Source organism: Nocardiopsis yanglingensis (assembly GCF_045809185.1).
In the GTDB taxonomy this organism is placed as follows: Bacteria; Pseudomonadota; Gammaproteobacteria; order Xanthomonadales; family Xanthomonadaceae; genus Stenotrophomonas; species Stenotrophomonas yanglingensis.
On sequence record NZ_JBJNRH010000007.1, the window covers coordinates 22,873 to 45,085 of the forward strand.

At 68.7% G+C, this 22,213-nt stretch carries 18 protein-coding genes; 12 read left to right on the forward strand and 6 right to left on the reverse strand.

The genetic code is table 11. The features are described from left to right. The first annotated feature begins 67 nt into the window (after nt 1-67). From ACJ7C5_RS11435 to ACJ7C5_RS11455, 5 genes are all read left to right on the forward strand, one after another. Nucleotides 68-277 (forward strand): DUF1656 domain-containing protein, encoded by a 210-nt coding sequence (locus tag ACJ7C5_RS11435; RefSeq protein WP_010487502.1) that lies wholly within the window; start codon nt 68-70, stop codon nt 275-277. Continuing rightward, entirely contained in the window at nt 274-1,191 is a 918-nt protein-coding gene (locus ACJ7C5_RS11440) for an efflux RND transporter periplasmic adaptor subunit (protein ID WP_176433110.1), read from the forward strand. Before ACJ7C5_RS11435 ends, ACJ7C5_RS11440 begins: the two co-directional genes overlap by 4 nt. Continuing rightward, a complete protein-coding gene (locus ACJ7C5_RS11445; RefSeq protein WP_412703946.1) occupies nt 1,188-2,648 on the forward strand; it encodes an efflux transporter outer membrane subunit in 1,461 nt (486 codons plus the stop codon). Before ACJ7C5_RS11440 ends, ACJ7C5_RS11445 begins: the two co-directional genes overlap by 4 nt. Before the next feature lie 3 nt (nt 2,649-2,651). Continuing rightward, nucleotides 2,652-4,691 carry an FUSC family protein gene (locus tag ACJ7C5_RS11450; protein ID WP_412703947.1) on the forward strand — a complete coding sequence of 680 codons (2,040 nt, stop codon included), beginning with the start codon at nt 2,652-2,654 and terminating at the stop codon, nt 4,689-4,691. A 94-nt stretch (nt 4,692-4,785) separates the two neighbouring features. Next, nucleotides 4,786-5,184 (forward strand): hypothetical protein, encoded by a 399-nt coding sequence (locus ACJ7C5_RS11455; protein WP_046988844.1) that lies wholly within the window; start codon nt 4,786-4,788, stop codon nt 5,182-5,184. Between the two features lie 327 nt (nt 5,185-5,511). Here ACJ7C5_RS11455 and recD read toward each other — a convergent pair whose 3' ends face one another. From recD to recC, 3 genes are read right to left on the reverse strand one after another with little or no spacing between them, the layout of a single operon-like run. Beyond that, a complete protein-coding gene (gene recD, locus ACJ7C5_RS11460; protein ID WP_412703948.1) occupies nt 5,512-7,392 on the reverse strand; it encodes an exodeoxyribonuclease V subunit alpha in 1,881 nt (626 codons plus the stop codon). Further along, nucleotides 7,389-11,069, reverse strand: coding sequence for an exodeoxyribonuclease V subunit beta (gene recB / locus ACJ7C5_RS11465; protein WP_412703949.1), 3,681 nt, complete (start codon nt 11,067-11,069; stop codon nt 7,389-7,391). Before recB ends, recD begins: the two co-directional genes overlap by 4 nt. Further along, a complete protein-coding gene (gene recC, locus ACJ7C5_RS11470; protein WP_412703950.1) occupies nt 11,066-14,413 on the reverse strand; it encodes an exodeoxyribonuclease V subunit gamma in 3,348 nt (1,115 codons plus the stop codon). Before recC ends, recB begins: the two co-directional genes overlap by 4 nt. 189 nt (nt 14,414-14,602) lie before the next feature. Here recC and ACJ7C5_RS11475 point away from each other — a divergent pair, with 189 nt between their 5' ends. Genes ACJ7C5_RS11475 through ACJ7C5_RS11500 form a run of 6 tightly spaced genes read left to right on the forward strand, consistent with a single transcriptional unit; the run spans nt 14,603 to nt 18,699 of the window. Beyond that, nucleotides 14,603-15,391, forward strand: coding sequence for an ABC transporter ATP-binding protein (locus ACJ7C5_RS11475; RefSeq protein ID WP_041864700.1), 789 nt, complete (start codon nt 14,603-14,605; stop codon nt 15,389-15,391). Then, entirely contained in the window at nt 15,391-16,140 is a 750-nt protein-coding gene (locus tag ACJ7C5_RS11480; protein ID WP_005414955.1) for an MlaE family lipid ABC transporter permease subunit, read from the forward strand. Before ACJ7C5_RS11475 ends, ACJ7C5_RS11480 begins: the two co-directional genes overlap by 1 nt. Before the next feature lie 59 nt (nt 16,141-16,199). Next, on the forward strand, nt 16,200-16,724 hold the full coding sequence (gene mlaD, locus ACJ7C5_RS11485; RefSeq protein ID WP_010487482.1) for an outer membrane lipid asymmetry maintenance protein MlaD: 525 nt from the start codon (nt 16,200-16,202) through the stop codon (nt 16,722-16,724). Next, nucleotides 16,721-17,383 (forward strand): MlaC/ttg2D family ABC transporter substrate-binding protein, encoded by a 663-nt coding sequence (locus tag ACJ7C5_RS11490; RefSeq protein ID WP_088028135.1) that lies wholly within the window; start codon nt 16,721-16,723, stop codon nt 17,381-17,383. Before mlaD ends, ACJ7C5_RS11490 begins: the two co-directional genes overlap by 4 nt. Beyond that, nucleotides 17,373-17,684, forward strand: a complete 312-nt coding sequence (locus tag ACJ7C5_RS11495) for an STAS domain-containing protein (RefSeq protein WP_094001783.1) — start codon at nt 17,373-17,375, stop codon at nt 17,682-17,684. The genes ACJ7C5_RS11490 and ACJ7C5_RS11495 overlap by 11 nt, the downstream gene beginning before the upstream one ends. Nucleotide 17,685: 1 nt before the next feature. Next, on the forward strand, nt 17,686-18,699 hold the full coding sequence (locus tag ACJ7C5_RS11500) for an MlaA family lipoprotein (protein WP_412703951.1): 1,014 nt from the start codon (nt 17,686-17,688) through the stop codon (nt 18,697-18,699). 144 nt (nt 18,700-18,843) lie between these two features. Here ACJ7C5_RS11500 and ACJ7C5_RS11505 read toward each other — a convergent pair whose 3' ends face one another. The 3 genes from ACJ7C5_RS11505 to ACJ7C5_RS11515 form a co-directional block, all read right to left on the reverse strand. Next, nucleotides 18,844-19,389: a glutathione peroxidase gene (locus tag ACJ7C5_RS11505; RefSeq protein ID WP_094001781.1), complete on the reverse strand. Its 546-nt coding sequence runs from the start codon at nt 19,387-19,389 to the stop codon at nt 18,844-18,846. A 128-nt stretch (nt 19,390-19,517) separates the two neighbouring features. Further along, a complete protein-coding gene (locus tag ACJ7C5_RS11510) occupies nt 19,518-19,916 on the reverse strand; it encodes a hypothetical protein (RefSeq protein WP_412703952.1) in 399 nt (132 codons plus the stop codon). 71 nt (nt 19,917-19,987) lie between these two features. Next, nucleotides 19,988-21,523, reverse strand: a complete 1,536-nt coding sequence (locus tag ACJ7C5_RS11515; protein WP_094001779.1) for a DNA recombination protein RmuC — start codon at nt 21,521-21,523, stop codon at nt 19,988-19,990. Between the two features lie 45 nt (nt 21,524-21,568). Here ACJ7C5_RS11515 and ACJ7C5_RS11520 point away from each other — a divergent pair, with 45 nt between their 5' ends. Continuing rightward, nucleotides 21,569-22,174 (forward strand): glutathione S-transferase family protein, encoded by a 606-nt coding sequence (locus tag ACJ7C5_RS11520; RefSeq protein WP_412703953.1) that lies wholly within the window; start codon nt 21,569-21,571, stop codon nt 22,172-22,174. The last annotated feature ends 39 nt before the right edge of the window (nt 22,175-22,213 follow it).

Genomic DNA, 22,213 nt, shown 5'->3' on the forward strand with positions numbered 1-22,213 from the left:
GCGGCTTTTACCCGTTGCCGTTGTTTCGTTGTTCCTCCCCTCCCCCACCTCGCCCCCGCCCCTACCGATGCCCGGTGAATTCAGTCTCCACGGAGTGTTCGTCCCGACCCTGCTCGGGTTGATGTTGTTGGCCTATCTGGTCAACAGCGGCCTGCACGCGCTGCTGCAGCGTGCCGGCGCCTACCGCCATGTATGGCACCCGGCGCTGTTCAACCTGGCCCTGTACGGGATCGTGCTTGGCCTGCTGTTCCACCTCCTGCGTTGGATGCAATCGTGAACAAGATCGTGAAGAAGACCCTGCCGGTGCTGCTCACCAGCGCAGCCGTGATCGTCGCCCTGCTGGTGCTGCGCCAGCTGTGGGTCTATTACATGGATGAGCCGTGGACCCGCGATGCCCATGTCGGCGCCGACGTGGTGCAGGTCGCACCGGATGTGTCCGGCTTGGTGGAAACAGTGCAGGTGGCCGACAACCAGGCGGTGAAGAAGGGCGATCTGCTGTTCGTGATTGATCGGGCGCGCTACCGCATCGCGCTGGAGCAGGCCAAGGCCAGCCTGGGCGAGCGCCAGGCCTCGGTGGCACAGCTGCGCCGCGAGATCGGCCGTGACCGCAGCCTGCAGGACCTGGTCGCCGCCGAGGACGCCGAAGTACGCCGCGCCAAGCTGCAGGCCGCACAGGCCGCGCTGGCCACTGCACAGGCGGCGGTCGACCTGGCCGAACTCAACCTGGCCCGCACCGAAGTGCGCGCACCGGCCGATGGCCGGGTCAACGACCGCACCATGCGCGTGGGCGACTACGTGGTGGCCGGCAAGCCGGTGCTGGCGCTGCTGGATACCGGCTCGTTCCGCATCGATGGCTACTTCGAGGAAACCCGCCTGCGCGGCGTGGCCCCGGGACAAGCCGTGGACATCCGTCTGATGGGCGAATCGACCGCGCTGCGTGGCCATGTCGAAAGTATCGCCGCCGGCATCGAGGACCGCTATCGCAGCAACGGCAGTACCCTGCTGCCGAACGTGACCCCGGCTTTTGACTGGGTGCGGCTGGCGCAGCGCATTCCGGTGCGCATCGCCATCGACGAAGTACCCAAGGGCGTGGAACTGATCGCCGGCCGCACCGCCACGGTGACCGTGGACACCGGCCGCCACCGGCATAACGACAAGGCCGGCACCGCGCCGACACAGGCGGGCCTGTGAACGCCGCCCTGCCCCGTCTCGGCCTGATCGTCGCGCTGGCCAGCCTGGCCGCATGCAGGACCGTTGGCCCGGATTACGCACTGCCGGAAGGCTCGGCGTTCAAGCGCCCGGAGTCCAATGCGGCCTTCATCGATACCCAGAACCCGCAGGTGGCCGCCAACCAGGCGCTGCCCGACCGCTGGTGGTCGCTGTACAACGACCCGGTGCTGGACGGGCTGATCACCCAGGCGCTGCGTGACAACGTGGAACTGAAGGCCGCTGATGCGCACCTGCGCCGTGCCGCGGCGGTGTACGAGCAGGCGCTGGACGCCGGCGGCTTCGAGTACGAGGCCGAGGCCGGGGTCAGCCGCGCGCAACTGTCGGCCGAATCGTTCCTGCAGGAGCATGAGCTGCCGGTGATCAACCTGGCCGATGGCAAGTTCGCGGTCAGCTACCAGTTCGACCTGTTCGGCAAGCTCAAGCGCGGCGCCGAAGCGGCGCGCGCCGACGAACAGTCGGTTGCCGCAGCACGTGACCTGGCCCAGGTCAGCGTGGTCGCGCAGGTGGCCGACAGCTACCTGGAGATCTGCCACGCCAACCACGAGCTGCACGTGGCCGAGCATTCGCTGCAGCTGCAGCAGCGCAGCCGCACGGTCACTGAACGCCTGATCGCGGCTGGCCGTGGCACGCCGCCGGAACTGGCCCGCGCCAATGCCCAGGTGGCGCTGCTGGAAGCCGCACTGCCGCCGCTGCATGCGCAGCGCTCAGCGGCCGCTTATTCGCTGGCCGCCCTGCTGGGCCAGACCCCGGGCCAGCTGCCGGCCGGCGTGATCGACTGTGCACACGCGCCCAGCCTGGCGCAGCCGCTGCCGGTCGGTGATGGCCGCGCACTGCTGCAGCGCCGCCCGGACGTGCGCCAGGCCGAGCGCAAGCTGGCCTCGGCCACGGCACGGATTGGTGTCGCCACCGCCGAGCTGTACCCGGACATCCGCCTGGGTGCCTCGCTCGGTGCCGCCGGCCTGCTGGAAGACTTCGGCACGCCGATGACCCAGCAGTGGTCGATCGGCCCACTGATCTCGTGGACGTTGCCGTCGTCCGGTACCCACGCACGCATCCACGCCGCCGAGGCGGGTGCCGATGCGGCGCTGGCCGAGTTCGACCACACCGTGCTGCAGGCGCTGCGCGAGACCCAGACCGCACTGGATCGCTACGCGCAGGACCTGCGCCGGCTGCAGTCGCTGCGCACTGCGCAGGAGCAGGCCGCATTGGCCGCCGAGCAGAACCGCCGGCTGTACCAGGGCGGCCGCACGCCGTACCTGTCCAGCCTGGATGCCGACCGCAGCCTGGCTACCAGCGACGCCACCCTGGCCGCCGCCGAAGCGCAGGTCTCGCGCGACCAGATCCACCTGTTCCTGGTGCTGGGTGGTGGCTGGCAGGCCAGCGCCGCCGCGCCCAACGCCTCGACCGCAGCGAAGTAAGCCATGAACGCGCTGACCGACCGCCAGGCCTGGCTGTTCTCGATCAAGACCTACCTGGCCGCGGTGGCCGCGCTGTACATCGCCATGGCCGGCAACCTGTCGCGCCCGTACTGGGCGATGGGCACGGTGTACATCGTCAGCCAGCCGCTGCTGGGCCCAACCCGGGCCAAGGGCGTGTACCGCATCGTCGGCACCCTGGTGGCCGGCCTGGCCACCCTGCTGGTGCTGCCGGCGCTGGTGGAAACGCCGCTGGTGCTGAGCGCAGCAATGTCGATCTGGCTGGCCGGCTGCCTGTTCATGGCCCTGCTCAACCGCGGGCCGCGAGGCTACGCGTTCCTGCTGGCCGGTTACACGACGGCCTTCATCGGCTTCCCGGCCGTGACCTCGCCGGAGACCATCTTCGACACGGTGGTGGCACGCAGCGAGGAGATCATCCTGGGCACGGTGGTGGCGGTGCTGTTCGCCTCGCTGCTGTTCCCGGCCTCGGTGCGCCCGATGCTGCGCGCGCGCATCGGCAACTGGATGGAGGACGCCGCGCAGTGGTGCCGGCAGATTCTTGAACGTGGCCGCGCGCATGCGCCGCGCAACCGGCTGGCCGCCGACCTGGTGCAGTTCGAGGCGCTGATCGAATTCCTGCGCCGCGATGATCCGCGCCATGCCGGTTCGGCGGTGTCGATGGAGCGCCTGCGCGAGCGCATGCTGCTGCTGTTGCCGGTGCTGTCGTCGATCGCCGACCGCCTGAGTGCGCTGCGCAGCGACGGCCAATCCCTGCCCGAAGGGCTGCCGGCACTGGTCGACGATATCCATGACTGGCTGGACGGACCCACCAATGCCAGCGAGTACGCCCGCCTGCGCGCGCGCATCAGCGCACTGAAGCCACAGGTGGACCGCGACCTGCAGCACCTGCAGCTGGCCAGCCTGCTGCTGCGCCTGGAGGAACTGGTGGACCTGTGGCAGGACTGCCGCACCCTGCAGCATGCGATCGACCACGGCACCGCGCCGCTGGACCGCGCGCACTACCGCATCCGCACCGAACGCGTGGCCGCCGACAAGCATGTCGACTACGGCATGGCGCTGTTCTCCGCGCTCAGTGCCGGCGTGGCGCTGATGAGCTACTGCGTGCTGTGGATCGCGCTGGGTTGGGAAGGCGGCGGCAACGGCGCGATGATGGCTGCGGTAACCGCCGCGTTCTTCGCCGCGCAGGACGATCCCGCGCCGAGCATGGTGTCGTTCCTGGTGTGGGCGATGGTCGCCTCGGTGGTGGCTGGCGTGTACCTGTTCGGCGTGTTCCCGGCCGTGCACGACTTCGGCCTGCTGGCACTGGTGCTGGCGGTGGCGTTCCTGCCGCTGGGGCTGATGCTGCACCACCCCAAGAGCGCGCTGTTCGCACTGCCGCTGACGGTGAACCTGGCCGCGCTGCTGAGCCTGCAGAACACCTACAGCGCCAACATCCAGACCTTCCTCAACTCGTCGATCGCGATGTTCATCGGCATTGGCTTTGCGGTGGTAATGACCCGCCTGTTCCGTTCGGTGGGTGCCGAGTGGACCGCACGCCGGCTGGTGCGGCAGGGCTGGACCACGCTGGCCGAGGCCGCCGAAGGCCGTGGCCAGCAGGACCGCCAGCGCTTCGCCGCACGCATGCTCGACCTGCTGGGCCTGCTCGCACCGCGCCTGGCAGCGACGCCCGAGGGCAGCGACATCGCCTCGGTGGACATGCTCAACGAAGCGCGCATCGGCCTGAACATCCTGCAGCTGCGCCGCGCGCGGCTGGAACTGCCCGAGCGCAGCCGCGAAGCAGTCGAGCACATCCTGGAAGAGATCGCCGTGCACTACCGCCGGCAGATCGCTGCGCGCAAACCGATTGTGGCGGCCGAAGCGCTGCGCGAGCGGCTGGACACCTCGCTGGGCCGGGTCGGCAGCGTGGCCGCGTGCAAGGCGCGCGACGAGGCGCTGATGGGCCTGATCGGCCTGCGCTTCGCGCTGTTCCCGGAGGCCAAGGCATTGGCGCCGGGGTTGGCGGATGCCGACGCGCCGTCCATGTAGTGCGATCCGCCGGGCATGGCCCGGCGCTACCATCATCATCCGGTAGCGCCGGGCCATGCCCGGCGTCCTTACGCCACGGCAACAGGACGGTTCAATGAGTTACGACATGATGGTGTTCGAGGCCAGTGCGGCCCCGCGCGAGGCGGCGGCCTTCATCGCCTGGTTCGAGAAGCAGACGCAGTGGAACGAGCGCCACGAGTACGACGACCCGGTGGTCAGCAGTCCGGCGTTGCAGGCGTGGTTCGCGGAGATGGCGCAGGAGTTCCCGCCGATGAACGGGCCGTTGAGCAATGACGACGATGATCGTGCCGAGGTGACCGAGTACAGCATCGGTAGTCAGGTGATCTACGGCGCGTTCGCCTATTCGGTGGCCGAGCGCGCGCATGGCCGCGTGCAGGACCTGGCCGAGAAGCACGGCGTGGGCTTCTTCGATGTGAGTGCGGATGAAGCGGCGATCGTGTTCCCTGATGGGCTGGTACTGATCGCGGAATGAACGTGGCGGCAGGGCTGCGCCCTGCACCTGCCGAATCAACGTCAACGTCAAAGCCCTGCAATCCGTGGGATGGCGGGGTGGGTCCGGTTGCGGGGGACGCTGCAAGTACGTCCATGTAAGCTCGGTCGCCGCATCCATGCGGCTCACGCCCCCCTCAACCGGACCCACCCCGCCTTCGACAGTTTCCCGGTGGCCAGTAGATCCACGCCATGCGTGGATGAGCGTGGAAATGATCGAAGTACGCTTTTGTAGAGTCGAGCCATGCTCGACTCCGTCGCCCATCAGCCGAGCATGGCTCGGCTCTACAGGAAACGCATCGCGCCCGCGTCAGAACAACGTGCCCTGCACCGTGGGCTGTTCGATGCGCGTTGGTTGTTCGGCCACCTCTTCCGCACCCAGCCGCCAGGCCAGACCACCCAATCGGCTGGCGTGGCGTTTCAACGCAGCCTGCAGCACATCAGCGCTGCCCGCCACATGCAACACCTGGCGGGCGCGGGTCAGGCCGGTGTAGACCAGTTCGCGTGACAGCACGCGGCTGTCCTGGCGTGGCAGCTGCAACCACACTTCATCGAACTCCGAGCCCTGTGCCTTGTGCACGGTCATCGCAAAGGCGCTTTCGTGCGCAGGTAGCGCGGCCGGATGGAAGGCGCGCGGCTGGTCGACGCTGTCGCCAGGGAACCAGGCCACCATCGCACCACTGCCATCGCGCAGGCAGATGCCGATATCGCCGTTGAACAGGCGGTGCCGATAGCTGTTCTCGATGACCAGCAGCAGGCGACCCTGGAAGTAGCCCGGGGTGTTGCCGGCCAGCAGCTGTTCGATGCGGCTGTTGAGGCCGCGCGCACCCTGCGGGCCTTCGCGCAGCGCGGTCAGCACGCGCAGGCGCCCGGCCTGCTGCAGGGCATGTACCGGGTCGGCGGCCTCAGCCAGTGCGCGCCAGTGGCCGAGCAGGTGCTCGCGCTGGCCACGCAGTGGATCGGCTTCGCCTTCGTGGAAATGCACGCCAGCCAATGCACCGCCGCGCAGCAGCTGCAATGCGACGGCGCTGTCGCCCTCGCGCACGGCATGCGCCAGCGGTGCCAGGTCCAGGGCATTGCTCTGCCGGTAACCCCGCTGCAACTGCACGCGGCGGCCAGCGAAGGCGCGTGGTGCCGACTGCGGCTGCAGCGTGGCCGGCGCCAGCAGACCATGCAGCGCCTGCGCATCATCGGCGCGGGTGCCGATGCCATCACCGCTGGCACGCAGGATCGCGCTGAGCACGTCGCCGGCTTCGACCGAGGGCAACTGATCGGGGTCGCCGAGCAGGATCAACCGGGTGCCGCTGGCGATCGCATCGACCAGCTTGGCCATCATCGGCAGATCGATCATCGAGGCTTCGTCGACTACGACCACGTCCACCGGCAGCGGATTGTCGGCGTGGTGGCGGAAGCGCGGTGAATCGGGGATCACGCCGAGCAGGCGATGCAGGGTGGTGCCGGTACTGGGCAGTGCCGCGCACAGCGCCGGGTCCAGTCCTTGTTCCTGCAGGCGTTGCACAGCCACGCGCAGGCTCTCGGCCATGCGCTCGGCGGCGCGCCCGGTGGGCGCGGCCAACGCTACCTCGGGCAGCGGCTGGCCAGCGTGCCGGGCCTGTGCGGCCAGCAGCAGCAACAGGCGCGCGATGGTGGTGGTCTTGCCGGTGCCGGGACCGCCGGTGACCAGCGCCAGCGGATGGCGCAGGGTCACGCCGGCAGCGCGTGCCTGGTGATCCTCGCTGCCCGATGCCTGCGGGAACAGCTGCGCGAACAACGGTGCCAGCGCGGCCATATCCGGCGCCGGCAGCGGATGCCGGCCGATACGCTGCAGGCCGGCCGCCAGCTGACGCTCGTACTCGCGGTAGCGGCGCAGGTAGAGCAGGCCGTTTTCCAGCACCAGCGGCGCATCCTCGGCGATGGCATCAGCCTGCTCCGGCGTCGCCACCCACGGCGATGCGCGCAGCTGCGCCAGCCAGTCCTGCGCGGCAGGCCACTCGAGCACGCCTTCCAGCAACCGCTGCGGTTGCGCCGGATCGAACGCAGCATGGCCCTGCGACACCGCCAAAGAAGCCAGGGCGGCCGCCAGCGCCACACTGTCGGGCGTGTCGTCGCGCAGCCGCTGCAGGCTGGTCCCCAGTGCATGGTCGAGGGTGCGCAGCAGGCCCTTCTGGTGCAGTTCCTTCAGCAGGCTCATGCACTGGCTCCACGGGCACGCGCAGCCAGTTCGGCCTGGGCCTGTTCGCCGCCGGCGAACAGCGCATCCAGGGCATCCACCAGCGCCAACGGGAAGCGGTCCACATGCACACCGTTGCCGGCGGCATCCAGGCCGCGGCAGAACAGGTAGCGGATGCCGCCCATGTCGCGCTCGTAGTCATAGGCCGTGCCCAGGCGGAAGCGCAGCCAGCGATGCAGGGCCACGGTGTAGATCAACGCCTGCAGGTCGTACTCGCTGTGGCGCATGGCAATGGCCAGCAGGTCCGGGCTGTAACCAGGCAGGCGGTTGGACTTGTAGTCGAGCACGTACCAGCGCCCGTCGCGCACATAGGTCAGGTCGATCATGCCGGTCATCAGCCCTTCCAACCGGCGGCGCTGGCCGAAGCCGCGTCGCGTGCTGGACACACCGTGCGCATGCAGCACCTGCAGCAGCGCCGGCACCGTGGTCGGCTCGATGGCGAAATGGAAGTCGATTTCCGCGCGACGCTCGCCTTCACCCAGGCTGTGCAGCGCGCCGCCTTCGGGCAGCGGCACGGTGAGCGTGTGGCCGACCAGCGGCACCAGTACGCCCACGCCATCGTCCAGATCGACGTCGGCATAGCCTTCGTCATGCAGTGCCTTGCGCAGCACCTCGGCCTGGCCCTCAGGGGCTTGCAGACCTGGCTGCCAGTCCCCCCATGCGGCGAAGTCGACGTTCTCCATCGCCTCGTGCAGCACGTTGCCGAAGCGACTGCCCATGAAGCGCGGGTCGATCGGCACGCTGTCTTCGACGACGGCGGCGGGTTCGGGCAGCGCCGGTTCCAGCGGCAGTTCCGGGCCGGCCGGTTCGTCGGCGGCGGGCGCCGGCAGCTCGGTGGCGGCGGCTTCGATATCGTTGCCGGCACCGGCGTCTGCGTGGGCCAGCTGGGTGAAGCTGTAGACCCACCAGTCGTGCGGCACGCGCCGGGTCAGAGCACGCACCGCCGGAAGGTCGCCTTCCACTTCGGCCGCCAGCTGCGGCAGCGTGGCCGGTGCCTCACTGTCATCGATGTGCACATCGGCGTGCGCGCGCAGCGCCTGCAGGTCACCCAGCAGCGGCGCCAGACGTGTCCTGCCTAGCCCGGCCAGATCACCCGCGGCGATCCACAGCGCATGCTCGGCACGGGTCAGTCCAACATACAGCAGGCGCGCATCCTCGGCGCGCTGCTCGCGCTCACGCTGCGTGCTGGCCGCTTCCCAGGCCTCATCCTTGTCCAGCTTCCAGTGCAGCTGGCGCTCGCCGCCCACATGCACCGTGCAGTGCGAGGCGGTGTTCGGTGCGCCACCGTCGATGCCGACGAAGGGCAGGAACACCAGCGGGTACTCCAGGCCCTTGCTCTTGTGCAGGGTGATGATCTGCACGCGGCGCGCATCCGATTCCAGGCGCAGCAGCTGCTGCTCGTCATCCTGGTCGGCGCTGGCCATCTGCCCCTGCAGCCAGTCCAGCAGGCCATGCATGCCCAGCGCCTGCGCCGAGGCTTCCTGCAGCAGTTCGCCCAGCTGCAGGTAATTGGTCAGGCGGCGCTCGCCATCGATCAGCGCCAGCAGGCGTTCACCCTGCGCGGCGCAGACATCGGCGATCACCGCGAACGGACCACCGCGCTGCCAGCGCTCGCGCCAGTGCAGCAGCTGCGCCTGGAACTCGCGTTGCAGGTCGCCCTCGCGCTCCATCGCCGCGATCGCGCTTGCCCGCTGGCCAAGCAGCACGGTGGCCAGCACCGCACGCAGGCGGCCTTCGTCGGCCGGTTGCAGCAGCGCCAGCAGCAGCGCGCGAAGATCGCGCGCTTCAGGGGTGGAAAACAGGCTCTGCTTGCCGGCCGCCACCGCAGGAATACCGACCGCCGCCAGCGCCCGCTGCACCAGCGTGGCCTCGCGATGCGAGCGCACCAGCACCGCGATGTCACCCGGCCGCACCGGCTGCCCACGCAGCACGGCACTGCCCGCACGCGCCTCGACCAGAATCTGGTGAATCGCCGCCACGCAGGCCTGGGTCGCTGCCTCACGCGAGGCGTCCGCACTCATCGCCTTGTCACCGCCACTACGCAGCACGCGCAGGGTAAGTGCCGTGGCGGCGTGGCCGTCGCGCAGGTAGTCCTCATTGCTGCGCACGCCACCGGGCCGCACCGCCTCGAACTGGATGTCGCGCTCGAGGAAGGCGTCTTCGCCACCGTTGTCGTACAGCGCCTGCAACGCGCGCAGCACAGACGGTCGCGAGCGGAAGTTCTGGTCCAGCACCGGCGCCTGCTGCGCCACCTGCTTGGCCTTCAGGTAGGTGTGGATATCACCGCCGCGGAAACCGTAGATCGCCTGCTTGGGGTCGCCGATCAGGAACAACGCCGGCGCCAGGCCGAGCTCGCGAACCTCCGGCGAATCGCCGAACACGGTGTGGAAGATGCCCCACTGGCGGTCGTCGGTATCCTGGAACTCATCGACCAGCGCGATGCGGTACTGCGCACGCAGCTGCCTGACCAGCATCAGCCGCTGCGGGCCTTCCAGGGCGAGCGCTACGCCATCGATCAGATCGTCGTAGGTCTGGACCCGGCGCGTGCGCTTCAGCGCCTGCAGGCGCTGCGTGGCTTCGGCGCGAAGCGTGTGCAGGAAATTCAGCGCGGTACCACGCAACCAGGCATCGCGTTCGGCCAGCAGCGCGACATAGCGCGCCAACGGCGCCTGCAATGTCGACGACGGCGTGCGGTCAGGGAACTTCTTGTTGGTCTTGTCGGCCAGCACCTCCGGCAGCAGTGCCTTCAGGCGCTCGCTGGCCAGCAGCTCGCGCGGGTCGCCGCGCCCGGCCCAGGCCAGCAGCTGTCGGCCCAGCGGGTGCAGCCAGCCCAGCTTGTAGGACACGCCGTTGATCCACTTGTTGTCGACAGCATCGCAGAGGTCGATGAAGAACTGCTCGCCATGTTCGCGAAGCGCCTGCTGCAGTTCGGCGGCGGTGGCCTGCAAGGCCGGGTGTGGATCGGTCAGTGTCACCGGCTGTGGCAGCGGATGCAGCGGCGGCGCGCCCAGCAACGCGCGCAGATCGGCGGCCAGCGCGTCCGGGTTGGACCACAGCCAGGTCAGCGGCTCCAGCGTGGCCGGGTCATTGGCATGCACGCGCCACAGATCAGCCGCGAGCTCCTCCAGCAGTTCACGATCGCTGGCCAGCAGTTCCGGCGGATCAAAGGTGTGGCCGCTTTCCAGCGCATGCTCGCGCAACACGCGGGTGCAGAAGCCATGGATGGTGAAGATGGACGCCAGGTCGATCTCGTCGGCGGCCACCTGCAGGCGGCGTTTCAGTGCGGCAGCGCTTTCGGTGCCACCGCGCAGATGGCGCTGCAACACTTCGCGGGTCAATCGCACGTCCGGTGCTTCGCCCTCGGCCGGTTCCAGATCGACCAGGCGCGCGGCCAGCGCCAGGCGCTCGCGGATGCGCTTGCGCAGTTCCTGGGTGGCGGCATCGGTGAAGGTCACCGCCAGGATCTGGCCGATGCGCAGGCCCTGCTCCACCACCAGGCGGGTGAACAACGTGGCCAGGGTGAAGGTCTTGCCGGTGCCGGCGCTGGCTTCGATGAGGCGGATGCCGTCCAGCGGCAGGGCCAGATAGGGATCGCGGCTGAGAGATTCGATGCCGTCTCCGGCGATGGCGGTGTTCATGCGCTGCCCTCCTGGCGTGCATCGGCGCCAAGCGTGCGGCCTTCGCGCACCGCGCTGAAGACCACCTGGCTGTTGCGCAGCAGGTCGGCATAGCTGGCGTCGGTGGCAAACGGGTCGGCACCGCGCAACAGCAGCTGCCAGGCGTCGCTGCTGGATTCGCCCCAGCTGCGGTCGCTGCCATGCCACTGCTTCCAGCCTTCGCTGCGCTGTTTTTCTGCCGGCGCGTTGTACAGCACCCAGCCGGTGTACGGGGCAAAGCGCAGCGGCTCACGCAGGCCACGCTGGCGCAGCTGCAGCAGCGCACGCAGTGCGGCGCGTGCAGCGGGAGCGCTCAGTGCCGGCAGCACATGCGGGCCGGGGCCGGCGTCACCGCCATCGTGGAACTGCACCAGCGGCAACGCATCGCCCGCGGCGTTGGCCAGCAACCAGTCCAGGCCCTGGCGGATCACTGCACTGCCATTGAGGGTGCCGGCACGCAGGCGCACCAGCCCTTCGGGATGCCGATCGGCCACGCGGCCATGCAGGCGCACGCCGTCGATGTCCACTTCGTAGCGACGGCTTTCCAATGGTTCGCCCTGCATCCAGCCCAGCAACGCACTGGCATACGGGCGGGTCTTCAACTGCTCGACCTCGAACTGACGCTCGCCCAATGGACCCGAAGGCAGCAGGCCGCGTGCGCGCAGCCGCGGGTACAACGGCTCGGTATCGCCGCTGAGCGTGGCACGCACCACCGCCGCCTGCACGCTGCGCTTTTCCGGCCCGCGCGAGGACAGCACCAGCGGTTCCAGGTCATCGACCTCCTCGACATCGTCGGCCAGGCGCAGGCCCAGCGACTGTGTGAGGAACTGCCCGGCCGGGTCGCACAGGAAGCGGCGCAGGGTATCGAGTGCGACTTCGTCTTCCACCGCATCGTCGAGCGGCGGCGGCAAGGGGGCATCAAACCACGGCTGCAGTCCACCGCGCTGGCCGGTGAGGCGACCAGCGGCCGGATGCCATTGGCGGCGATAGCTGAAGCGGCGTGGGTCGCCGTCACCGAACGCGGCTGGCGAGAACGGCTGCAGTGCGTGGCGCACGGTGAAGTCACGGACTGCCGCAGGCGGATCGAGGTGATACGCAGCGGCGGCATCGATCAGTTCGCTGACCAGCACCGACGGCTCGCGCACGCTGCCATCGCGCGGATCGGCACCGAGGTAGCTGAGGTAGAACACCTCCTGCGCGGCAGCGAACAGCTGCAGGAACAGGAAACGATCGTCTTCGCGGGTGGAGCGGTCACCCGGACGGCGGCGCGGCGTGTCCAGCTCGGCGGTGAGCTGGTTGAGACCGGCCGCCGGGTCGCGGCGCGGGAAATCGCCATCATTCAGACCGAGCACGCAGATCACCCGGAACGGCAGCAGGCGCATCGGCACCATGCGGCCGAAGCTGATGCCACCGGTCAGCAGCGGTGCGCGCGTATCGGCCTCGCCCAGCGCGCCGGCGAAGTGCGAACGCACCACCTCCGGCGGCACGCCGTCTTCGAAACCGGCCTTGGCGGCATCGTCGGCAAACTGGTTGAGCAGCTTGCGCAGCCGCTCCAGCGCGCGCTGACTGTTGGGCGAGGTGGGCGCGTTCGGCAGCAGTGCATCCAGCAGCGACAGCAGGCGCTGTCGCCACTGCGCCGGGGTCAGCAGTTCGCCCAGGCGGCGCTGGTAGGTGGCCAGCACGCGCAGCAGGCGCAGCAGGCGGTCCAGCGCGTCCAACGCGCCGCCTTCCAGTTCGATCCACGGCGCCACGCCGGCCAGGTCCGCCTCGCTGCCGGTGGCATGACCAATTACCAGGCGATCCAGCGCGAACTGCCAGGTGTAGGCGTCGTCGGCCGGTGCCTGGTGCTGGTTGCGGTGCTTCGCATCCAGGCCCCAGCGTGCGCCCGCCTGCTGCAACCAGCCATGCAGGCGGTCGAAGTCCACCGCTTCCAGCCCGGCCGCTTCGGCCAGCGGTGCACTCGCCAGCAGGTCCAGCACTTCGTTCAGGCCGAAACGCGAGACCGGCAGGCCCAGCAGATGTACGAACACGTCGGCCAACGGCTCGCCCGCCAGTGGACTGCTGTCGGCCAGCGCATAGGGAATGTGCTCCTCCTCGCCGCCGCGACCGCCGAACACCGCTTCCAGGTACGGCACATAGGGATCGATATCCGGCGCCAGCACCGCGATCTCGCGCGCCTGCAGCGGCGGGTCGAAGCGCGGGTCCTGCAGCAGGCTGCGCAGCTGGTCGTGCAGCACCTGCAGTTCGCGCAGGCGGGTGTGGCAGGCGTGTACCTGCAGGCTGGGGTCGTCGCTGCGCAGCCCGTCACGCAGCTCGCCGGAGGGCAGTGCGCGGCGGTGGAACAGGTCACGCTGCAGGCGATGCAGCAGGCTGTCGGACAGGCCGCCTTCGTCCAGGGTCGGGCGGGTGTCCTCCTCCGGATCGGAATAGGCGGCGATCTCGCCGGCCGGATGCACCACCTCGTAGCTGCCCAGCACCGCCATGAAGTCGCGGCCCGCCGCGCCCCAAGCTTCCAGCAGGCGGTTTTCGCCGGCCGCTTCACCGAAGGGATCGGGCGCGCCGCTGCGCAGGCGCTCGGCCAGGGTCTGCAGATCGCCCCAGTACGACTGCACCGGAGTGGGCATATAGAAGTGCAGCTCGCCGACCCGGGCCTGGGTGGCCATCACCCGCAGCACGTCGGGCGAGATGTTGAGCGTCGCGAACGCAGACATGCGCGGTGGCAAGCCCTTCGGCAAGGGTTGGCCGGCGCCTTCGAAGCGGTCCAGGTACTCCTGGATGCGGCGGGCGCGGTAGTCGTGGCCTCGGGTGATGGTGCGCCAGAGGATCGCCTGCGGGTCGGCCGGATCGGCGCCGGCGGCCCAGCGCAGCAGCCAGTCACGGCGCCAGGCCTGGTACTTCTCGAACACCGAGGCCAGCTCGCCGGCCAGCGCCCATGGTTTCAATGCGTCATCGCCGGCAAGATAGGACTGCAGCGCGCGCATCGGTGGCTGCGCCAGCAACGCCGGGTCACGCAGTGTCTGGTACAGCTTCCAGTGCAGGCCGGCCGCGTCCAGATCGTCCTGCTCGCCGCTGACGTTGGCCTTCAGTGCGCGGGCCACGAACTCGCCCGGGGTAAGGAATTCGAGGTTGGCGGCGACGCCGAATTCCGCGGCCAGTGTCGCTTGCAGCCAGCGCCGCATTGCCACCTGCGGGATCAGCACCACTTCCGGTGCCAGCAGCGGCTGGCCCGGTACCGGCGCACGCACGTTGCGTGCCAGCAGCGCGGCCAGCACGTCCAGGGAGTTGGAATGGTAGAGGCGGAAATCGCTGCCTGGGTCACTCATCATGCACAGTGTGCAGGACGGCAGGCAGTATTCAATGCTTGGCTCGCCAACGGTACGGATTGTTCCGGGACGCCGGCCGATTGTCCCGGCCTCTGCCAGGGCTTGTCGTGCAACAATACTGCACCGTCCAGTCTGCTTATGTTCAGCCGACGGGCCCGATCCTTCGATGTCTAAAAAACGTTAATGGTGCCCATGTCGGCTTCCGCCTCCAGTCTGGTGCAGTTATCCAACGTCCGCATCGACCGGAGCGGGCGCACGATCCTGCGCGACGTGTCGCTGCAGGTGCCCAAGGGCAGCATCACCGCTGTGCTCGGTCCGTCCGGCAGCGGCAAGTCGACCCTGCTGGCGGCGCTGACCGGCGAACTGCGCCCGGTCGCTGGCGAGGTCACCCTGTTCGGCAAGCCGATTCCGCACGACAGCGGCGCGCTGCTGGAAATGCGTAAGAGCGTGGGCGTGCTGCTGCAGGGCAACGGCCTGCTGACCGACCTCACCGTGGCCGAGAACGTCGCCCTGCCGCTGCGCACGCACACCCGTCTGCCGACCGCCGTGCTGCGCCGCCTGGTGCAGATGAAGCTGCATGCGGTGGGCCTGCTGGCCGCCGCCGATGCCTGGCCGCGCGAGCTGTCCGGTGGCATGGCGCGCCGCGTGGCGCTGGCCCGTGCACTGGCGCTGGATCCGCCGCTGATGATCTACGACGAGCCGCTGACCGGGCTGGACCCGATCGCCTCGGGGGTGATCATGAGCCTGATCCAGCGCCTCAACCACAGCCTGGGCCTGACCAGCATCATCGTCAGCCACCACGTGCACGAGACCCTGCCGATCTGCGACCAGGTGATCGCGATCGCCAATGGCGGCATCGTGTTCCAGGGCACGCCCGAGGCGCTGCAGTCCAGCCAGGACCCGCTGCTGCGGCAGTTCCTGCACGGCCAGCCCGATGGCCCGATTCCGTTCGATGCCGCACCACGCGCGAGGGTTGCCTGATGCCGTTCGTCCAAGCCACCCGCTCGCTTGGCCGCGCCGGCCTGTTCTCGCTGACCGTGCTGCGCGGTTCGCTGCCGACGCGTGATTTCCTGGCCGAGCTGACCCGCGAGATCTACAAGATCGGTGCGCGCTCGCTGCCGATCATCGCCGTCGGCGGTGCCTTCGTCGGCCTGGTGCTGACCCTGCAGGGCTACCGCACGCTGACCACCTTCGGTGCGGCTGACGCGCTGTCGACCCTGCTCGGCCTGTCGCTCTACCGCGAGCTGGCACCGGTGCTGACCGCGCTGCTGTTCATCGGCCGCGCCGGCAGCTCGATCGCCGCCGAACTGGGCCTGATGCGTGCCACCGACCAGATCAAGGCGCTGGAGCTGATGGCGATCGACCCGGTGGCCAAGGCGGTGGCGCCGCGCTTCTGGGCGGCGGTGCTGACCGTGCCGTTGCTGACCGGCATCTTCTGTTCGCTGGCGATCAGCGCCAGCTACTTTGAAGCAGTGCACGTGCTGGGCCTGGACAACGGCGTGTTCTGGTCGGCGCTGCGCAACAGCGTGGACTTCTGGGACGACTTCGGCGTGGCAATGCTGAAGTCGGCGATCTTCGGCGGCACCGCCGCGCTGGTTGCCGCCTACGTTGGTTTCCATGCCGAGCCCACCATTGAAGGCACGTCGGTGGCGACCACCCGTGCGGTGGTCAACGCCTCGCTGCTGGTACTGATGTTCAACTTCGTGCTGTCGGCAATGTTGTTCACCTAACCCCTCCACCGGCGGTGCGCAGGCGCGCGCGGCCACAACGACTCGATCAGGTAATCCACATGGCCATCCGCGGTCCCAGACTCGAATTCTCCGTCGGCGCTTTCCTGCTGCTGGCCCTGGCCTCGCTGATGGTGCTGGCCGTGGCCTCGACCAACCAGCGCTGGAGCTGGGGCAGTGAAGGCTATGACCTGAAAGCGCGCTTCTCCCAGGTCGGCCAGCTGCGCAAGCAGGCGCCGGTGAAGATCGGTGGCGTCACCGTCGGCCAGGTCGCCTCGATCGACCTGGACCCGGTGAAGTTCGAATCGATCGTGACCCTGCGCATGGACAGCAAGGTCAAGGACCTGCCGGCAGACACCTCGGCCGGTATCTTCACCAGTGGTTTGCTCGGCGAGAGCTATATCGGTCTGCAGCCGGGCGGTGATCCGGACGTGCTGAAGGCCGGCGACGAGATCGTCTTCACCCAGCCGGCAGTGGACCTGATCCAGCTGGTCGGCAAGTACATGTTCAGTGGCGGTGCCGGTGGCGGCGCTGCTCAGAAGCCCAACGATGGCGCGCAGGCGCCTGCAACGGAACCGCAACCATGAAGATGAAACTGATCCCGGCCCTGCTCGCCTCGGCGCTGCTGGCGGCCACTCCGTTCCTCGCTCAGGCGCAGGCCGCCGCTCCCGCCGCTGCCGCAACGCAGGGCCAGGCCGGCAAGGTGGTGATCGATGCCAGCAGCCGCATCCTGTCCACGCTGCAGCAGCGCAAGAGCGAGTTCACCAGCAACCCGGCCAGCCTGCGCAGCTACATCGACAGCGAGCTGACCCGCACCTTCGACCGCGACTATGCCGCGCGCCTGGTGCTGGGCCCGCACGCCCGTGGCGCCTCCGATGCCGACATCAAGCTGTTCGCCGATGCCATGGCTGACAGCCTGATGCAGCGCTACGGCTCGACCCTGCTCAACATCCAGGGCAAGCCGAGCTTCCGCCTGAAGGGTGAGAGCCCGCTGCCGGGCAACCGCGGCGTGCGCGTGAGCACCGAGCTGGTCCGCGCCGGCAATGAACCGACCCCGGTCGAGTACTGGATGCGCAACGTGAACGGCCAGTGGAAGATCTTCGACGTCAACATCGAAGGCATCTCCTACGTGCAGACCTTCCGCAACCAGTTCGACACCCCGCTGCGCCAGAAGGGCATCAAGCAGGTGGCCACCGAGCTGCACAGCGGCAGCATGCAGGCCGGGCCCGCGGGCAATGGCAAGTAACGCACTGGCATTGCTGGAAGGCGACACCCTGCGCCTGCGTGGGGTGCTCGACCGTGCCGCGGTGATTGCGCTGTGGCCACAGCTGCAGGCGCTGCCGGCACAGCTGGCACGACTGGAACTGAGTGAGGTCGAACGCGTGGACAGCGCCGGCCTGGCGCTGCTGGCCGAGCTGGCCGCACGTGCGCGCAAGAGCGGTCACCCGCTGGCAGTCTCCGGCGCACCGGCCGGCTACAACGAGCTGAGCGCAGCCTACCGGCTGTCGCCCGACCTGGATTTCAACGCTACTTCTGCTGCGAGCTGACATGAACGTCGTACGCACTCTCCCCTTGATCGTCCTGGCCACCGCCCTCACCGCCTGCGCCGGCAAGCCCGCGCGCAGCGATGCGCCGGCGGCCAGCACCGTGGTCCCGGCCAGTACCATCGCCGAAACCTCCGCCCCCACCGCCGATTCCGCTACGGTCGATACCGCGCCAGCAGCAGCCGTGGTTGCCGCACCTGCGCCGGCCACGCCGCCATCGGCACCGGCCCGCAGCGCCGACACCGATGCGGCCAGGGCCGCAGCGGCGACCGCTCCCGGTGGTGATGACGACTTCGATGCCCTCTATGGCGGTGCCGGCAACACCGGCAGCGCGGCGGCCTACGATCCGTGGGAACCGTTCAACCGCAAGGTGCACACGTTCAACAACGCGGTCGACCGCGGTATCGCCCGTCCGCTGGCCACCGCCTATACCCACGTGGTGCCGCGCTTCGCGCGTACCGGCGTCAGCAACTTCTTCAGCAACCTGCGCGCGCCGGTGACCATCACCAACCAGCTGCTGCAGGGCCGCGGTGCCGATGCGTGGGACAGCCTGGGCCGCTTCCTGATGAACAGCACGCTGGGTATCGGCGGCCTGTTCGATCCGGCCAGCAAGGCGATGGTGCCGCGTCGCAATGAAGACTTCGGCCAGACCCTGGGTGCCTGGGGCTGGCGGCGTTCGCGCTACGTGGAACTGCCGTTCTTCGGCCCGCGTACCGTGCGCGATGTGTTCGGCCTGGCCGGTGACATTCCGCTGTCGCCGATCCGCCGCATCGAAGAGGACAAGGTCCGCATCGGCCTGCAGGGCCTGCAGCTGGTCGATACCCGCGCGCAGCTGCTGGCGATCGACGACCTGCGCGACACCGCCGTGGACGAGTACTCGCTGGTCCGCGATGCGTGGATGCAGCGCCGCAACTACCAGATCGAGAACGATCTGCGCAGCAAGCGTGACCGTGGCCACGACGATGCCAATTCGCCGATCCCGGTCGATGCGATGCCGATGCCGCAGTGGACGCACTGAGTCCTTTCAGCGGCACATGAAAAACCCCGCCTCGGCGGGGTTTTTCTTTTGTGGCCCTGGATGGGGTCGGAGCCCTTTCCCATGGAAAGGGATCCGACCCCGGCCCGGTACCGGTAGGTGCCAACCTTGGTTGGCACGCTTTGCTCAGGCTGCCAGCGCGGCCTCGATGGCCTCGCGCAGGCGCGCATCATCGGCGGCCACGTCCGGGGCGAAGCGGGCGATGACCTTGCCGTCGCGGCCGACCAGGAACTTCTCGAAGTTCCACAGCACCGCCGGCGCCGGGTGGATCGGGATTTCCTTGCTGGCGAGGCGCTCGCGCAGCGGGCCTTCGCCGATCGACTGCGGCTGCGCGGCGGTCAGCTGCTGATACAGCGGGTGGGCGTCGTCACCGGCCACGCTGATCTTGGAGAACATCGGGAAGCTGACGTCGTAGGTGAGCTGGCAGAACTGCTGGATTTCCGCCTCGCTGCCCGGCTCCTGGCCGAGGAAGTTGTTGGCAGGGAAGCCCAGCACTTCCAGGCCCTGCGCATGCTTTTCCGCATACAGCGCCTGCAGGCCCTCGTACTGCGGGGTCAGGCCGCATTTGGAGGCGACGTTGACCAGCAGCAGCACCTTGCCCTGGTAGTCGGCAAGCGAGGACGGCTGGCCGTCGATGGTGGTGAGGGAAATATCCTGGATCGAGGTGCTCACGCGGGGGCTCCGGCAACAGCGGGGAATGGCCCACCAGCATAGCGCCGCGCGCGCTGTTGTAGAGCCGAGCCCATGCTCGGCTCACTGCTGGGCAGCCGAGCATGGGCTCGGCTCCACAGAGGACATCCTCAGTCCACGCAGATCGTGCCCTGCGCCTTGCCGTCATCAATGCGCTGGCGGCAGCCGAAGTTCTGGCGCACATCGCGCTGGCAGGTACCGGTGGCGGCACTGCCAGCAGCCACCTCGGGACCGGCCAGGCACTGGCCCGTGCAATCACTCCTGCGGCTGCAGGCCTTGCCGGCATCGGCATAGGGAATCACGCACTGCTCGCGCTGCAGGCGGCCCAGCCGCTGCAGGGTGCCGCCGGCGGCCTGGCAGTCGACGTCGCGCGCTTCACGGTACGCCTCGGCCGCTTCAGGGCTGGTGGCTGCGGCGGGTGCCGCCACCGTATCGGCGGCCGGTGGTGCACTGCTGCAGGCGGCAAGCAGCACGGTCAGGACAAGGCTGGTGAAGCAGCGCAGGCGCATGACGATACCTGATCGAAGCGGACAGGCCGCCAGCATACGCATCGGCGATGCAGGCGGCGTGTCAGCGTGGCTCAGGTCTCGTCGCTGTCACTGCCTTCCTCTGCTGGCAGCGCGTCCGGCAGCAACTGGCGGCTCTGCTCAACCGGCAGCGACTCAACATCCCTCAGCTTGCGGGCGATCGCGCGGGTGCGCACCCCGGTCTGGTCGATCTGCTTGCTGGCCTGGTCCAGCTTGGCCTTCACGTTGTCCAGCACATCGCCGAACTTGCCGAACTCGGTCTTCACCGCACCCAGCAGGCTCCACACCTCGCTGGACCGCTTCTCGATGGCCAGCGTGCGGAAACCCATCTGCAGGCTGTTGAGCAGTGCGGTGATCGTGGTCGGCCCGGCGACCACCACGCGGTGGTCGCGCTGCAGCAGATCGACCAGGCCGGGGCGCCGGATCACCTCGGCATACAGGCCTTCGGTAGGCAGGAACATCACCGCGAAGTCGGTGGTGTGCGGCGGCACGATGTACTTCTCGCAGATCGACTTGGCCTGCACCTTCACCGCACGCTCCAGCTGCGCACCCTGCACGCGTACCAGTTCGGCGTCACCCTGCTCCTGTGCGTCCAGCAGGCGCTCGTAGTCTTCGCGTGGGAACTTGGAGTCGATCGGCAGCCACACCGGCGTGTCGTCGCTGCTGCGGCCCGGCAGGCGCACGGCGATGTCGACCATTTCGCCACTGTCCGGGCGTACCTTCACCCCGCGCGCGTACTGCTCCTGGATCAGGGTCTGCTCGAGGATGTTCTCCAGCTGTACTTCACCCCAGCTGCCGCGCGTCTTGACGTTGGTCAGCACGCGCTTGAGGTCGCCCACGCCGGTGGCCAGCTGCTGCATCTCGCCGAGGCCACGCTGCACCTGTTCCAGACGCTCCGAGACCAACTTGAAGGACTGGCCAAGGCGTGTTTCCAGGGTGGACTGCAACTTCTCATCCACCGTCACGCGCATCTGCTCCAGCTTCTGCGCATTGTCGCTCTGCAGCGCGCGCAGCTGCTCTTCCAGCGTCGTGCGCATCTCCGCGATGCGCTGCTCGTTGCGCTGGGTCAGTTCCTGCAGGCGCAGGCCCAGGTTCTCGGTCAGGCGCTGCTGCGACTGCGCGCCCTCCTCGCGGCCCTTGCGTGCATCGTCCACCAGGGTCTGCCGCAGCGCGCCAAGCTGGGTATCGGTACGCCCGGTGAGCTCCTGCAGCTGCTGGCCAAACGCATGGATGCGGGCTTCCTGCTGCTGGCCGAAGGTTTCCAGCTGGCCGCGCAGTTCCTGCAGCCGCTGTCCCATCAACGCCGCGCCGCGCTGCTGGCTCTCGGCCGCTTCGGCGCGCGCCTTTCGGGCATCTTCGCCCAGCGCTTCGCGCAGCAGGTCCAGGCGCTGGTCGGTGCGGGTGGACAGATCGGTCAGCGCGCGGGCGAAGCCATCGAGCTGTTCACGCAGCTCGCTGCGCCCGGCGCGCGCCTCCTCGCGCACCGCCTGTTCCAGGCGGTCATGCGGCGGGCGGCGCAGCAGGGCGACCAGCTGCAGGATGAGCACGGCCAATAGCAGGCCGCCAATGAGCAGATATTCGGTTTGCATGGGGCAAGTGTAGGCTGGCCGAGTCTCAACTGCTGCGTCAGGACCATGCTCACCCTGTACGGAAAGCCCACCTCCATCAATGTGCGCAAGGTTCTGTGGCTGTGTGCCGGGCTGGACCTGCATGTACAACGCGAGCCTGCGCCACTGCCGGACATGCTGGCCACGCTGAACCCGAACCGGCAGGTGCCGGTGCTCCGCGATGGCGACTTCGTGCTGTGGGAATCCAACAGCATCTGCCGCTACCTGGCCACGCGCGCCGGACGCGAGGACCTGCTGCCCGCCGCGGCGCAGGCCCGTGCACGGGTGGAGCAATGGATGGACTGGCAGGCCAGCGACCTCAACAGCGCCTGGCGCCATGTGTTCATGGCGCGCGTGCGGCAGCACCCGGACTATCCGGATGACGCCCGCGCCGGGGCCAGCCTGGTGCAGTGGAACCGGCTGATGGGTGTGCTTGATGCACAGCTGGCCGCCACCGACGGCTATGTGGTGGGCAACACTTTCACCCTCGCCGACATCGTGCTCGGGCTGTCGACCCAACGCTGGCGCAGCACGCCGGGCAGCAAGCCCGCGTTGCCACACCTCGCCGCGTGGTTCGAGCGCCTGCGCCAGCAGCCCGGTTTCGCCGAATACGTCGACAACGGCGAGGCCTGAGGCAGGGGTCAGATCCCTTTCCCAAGGGCAAAGGGATCT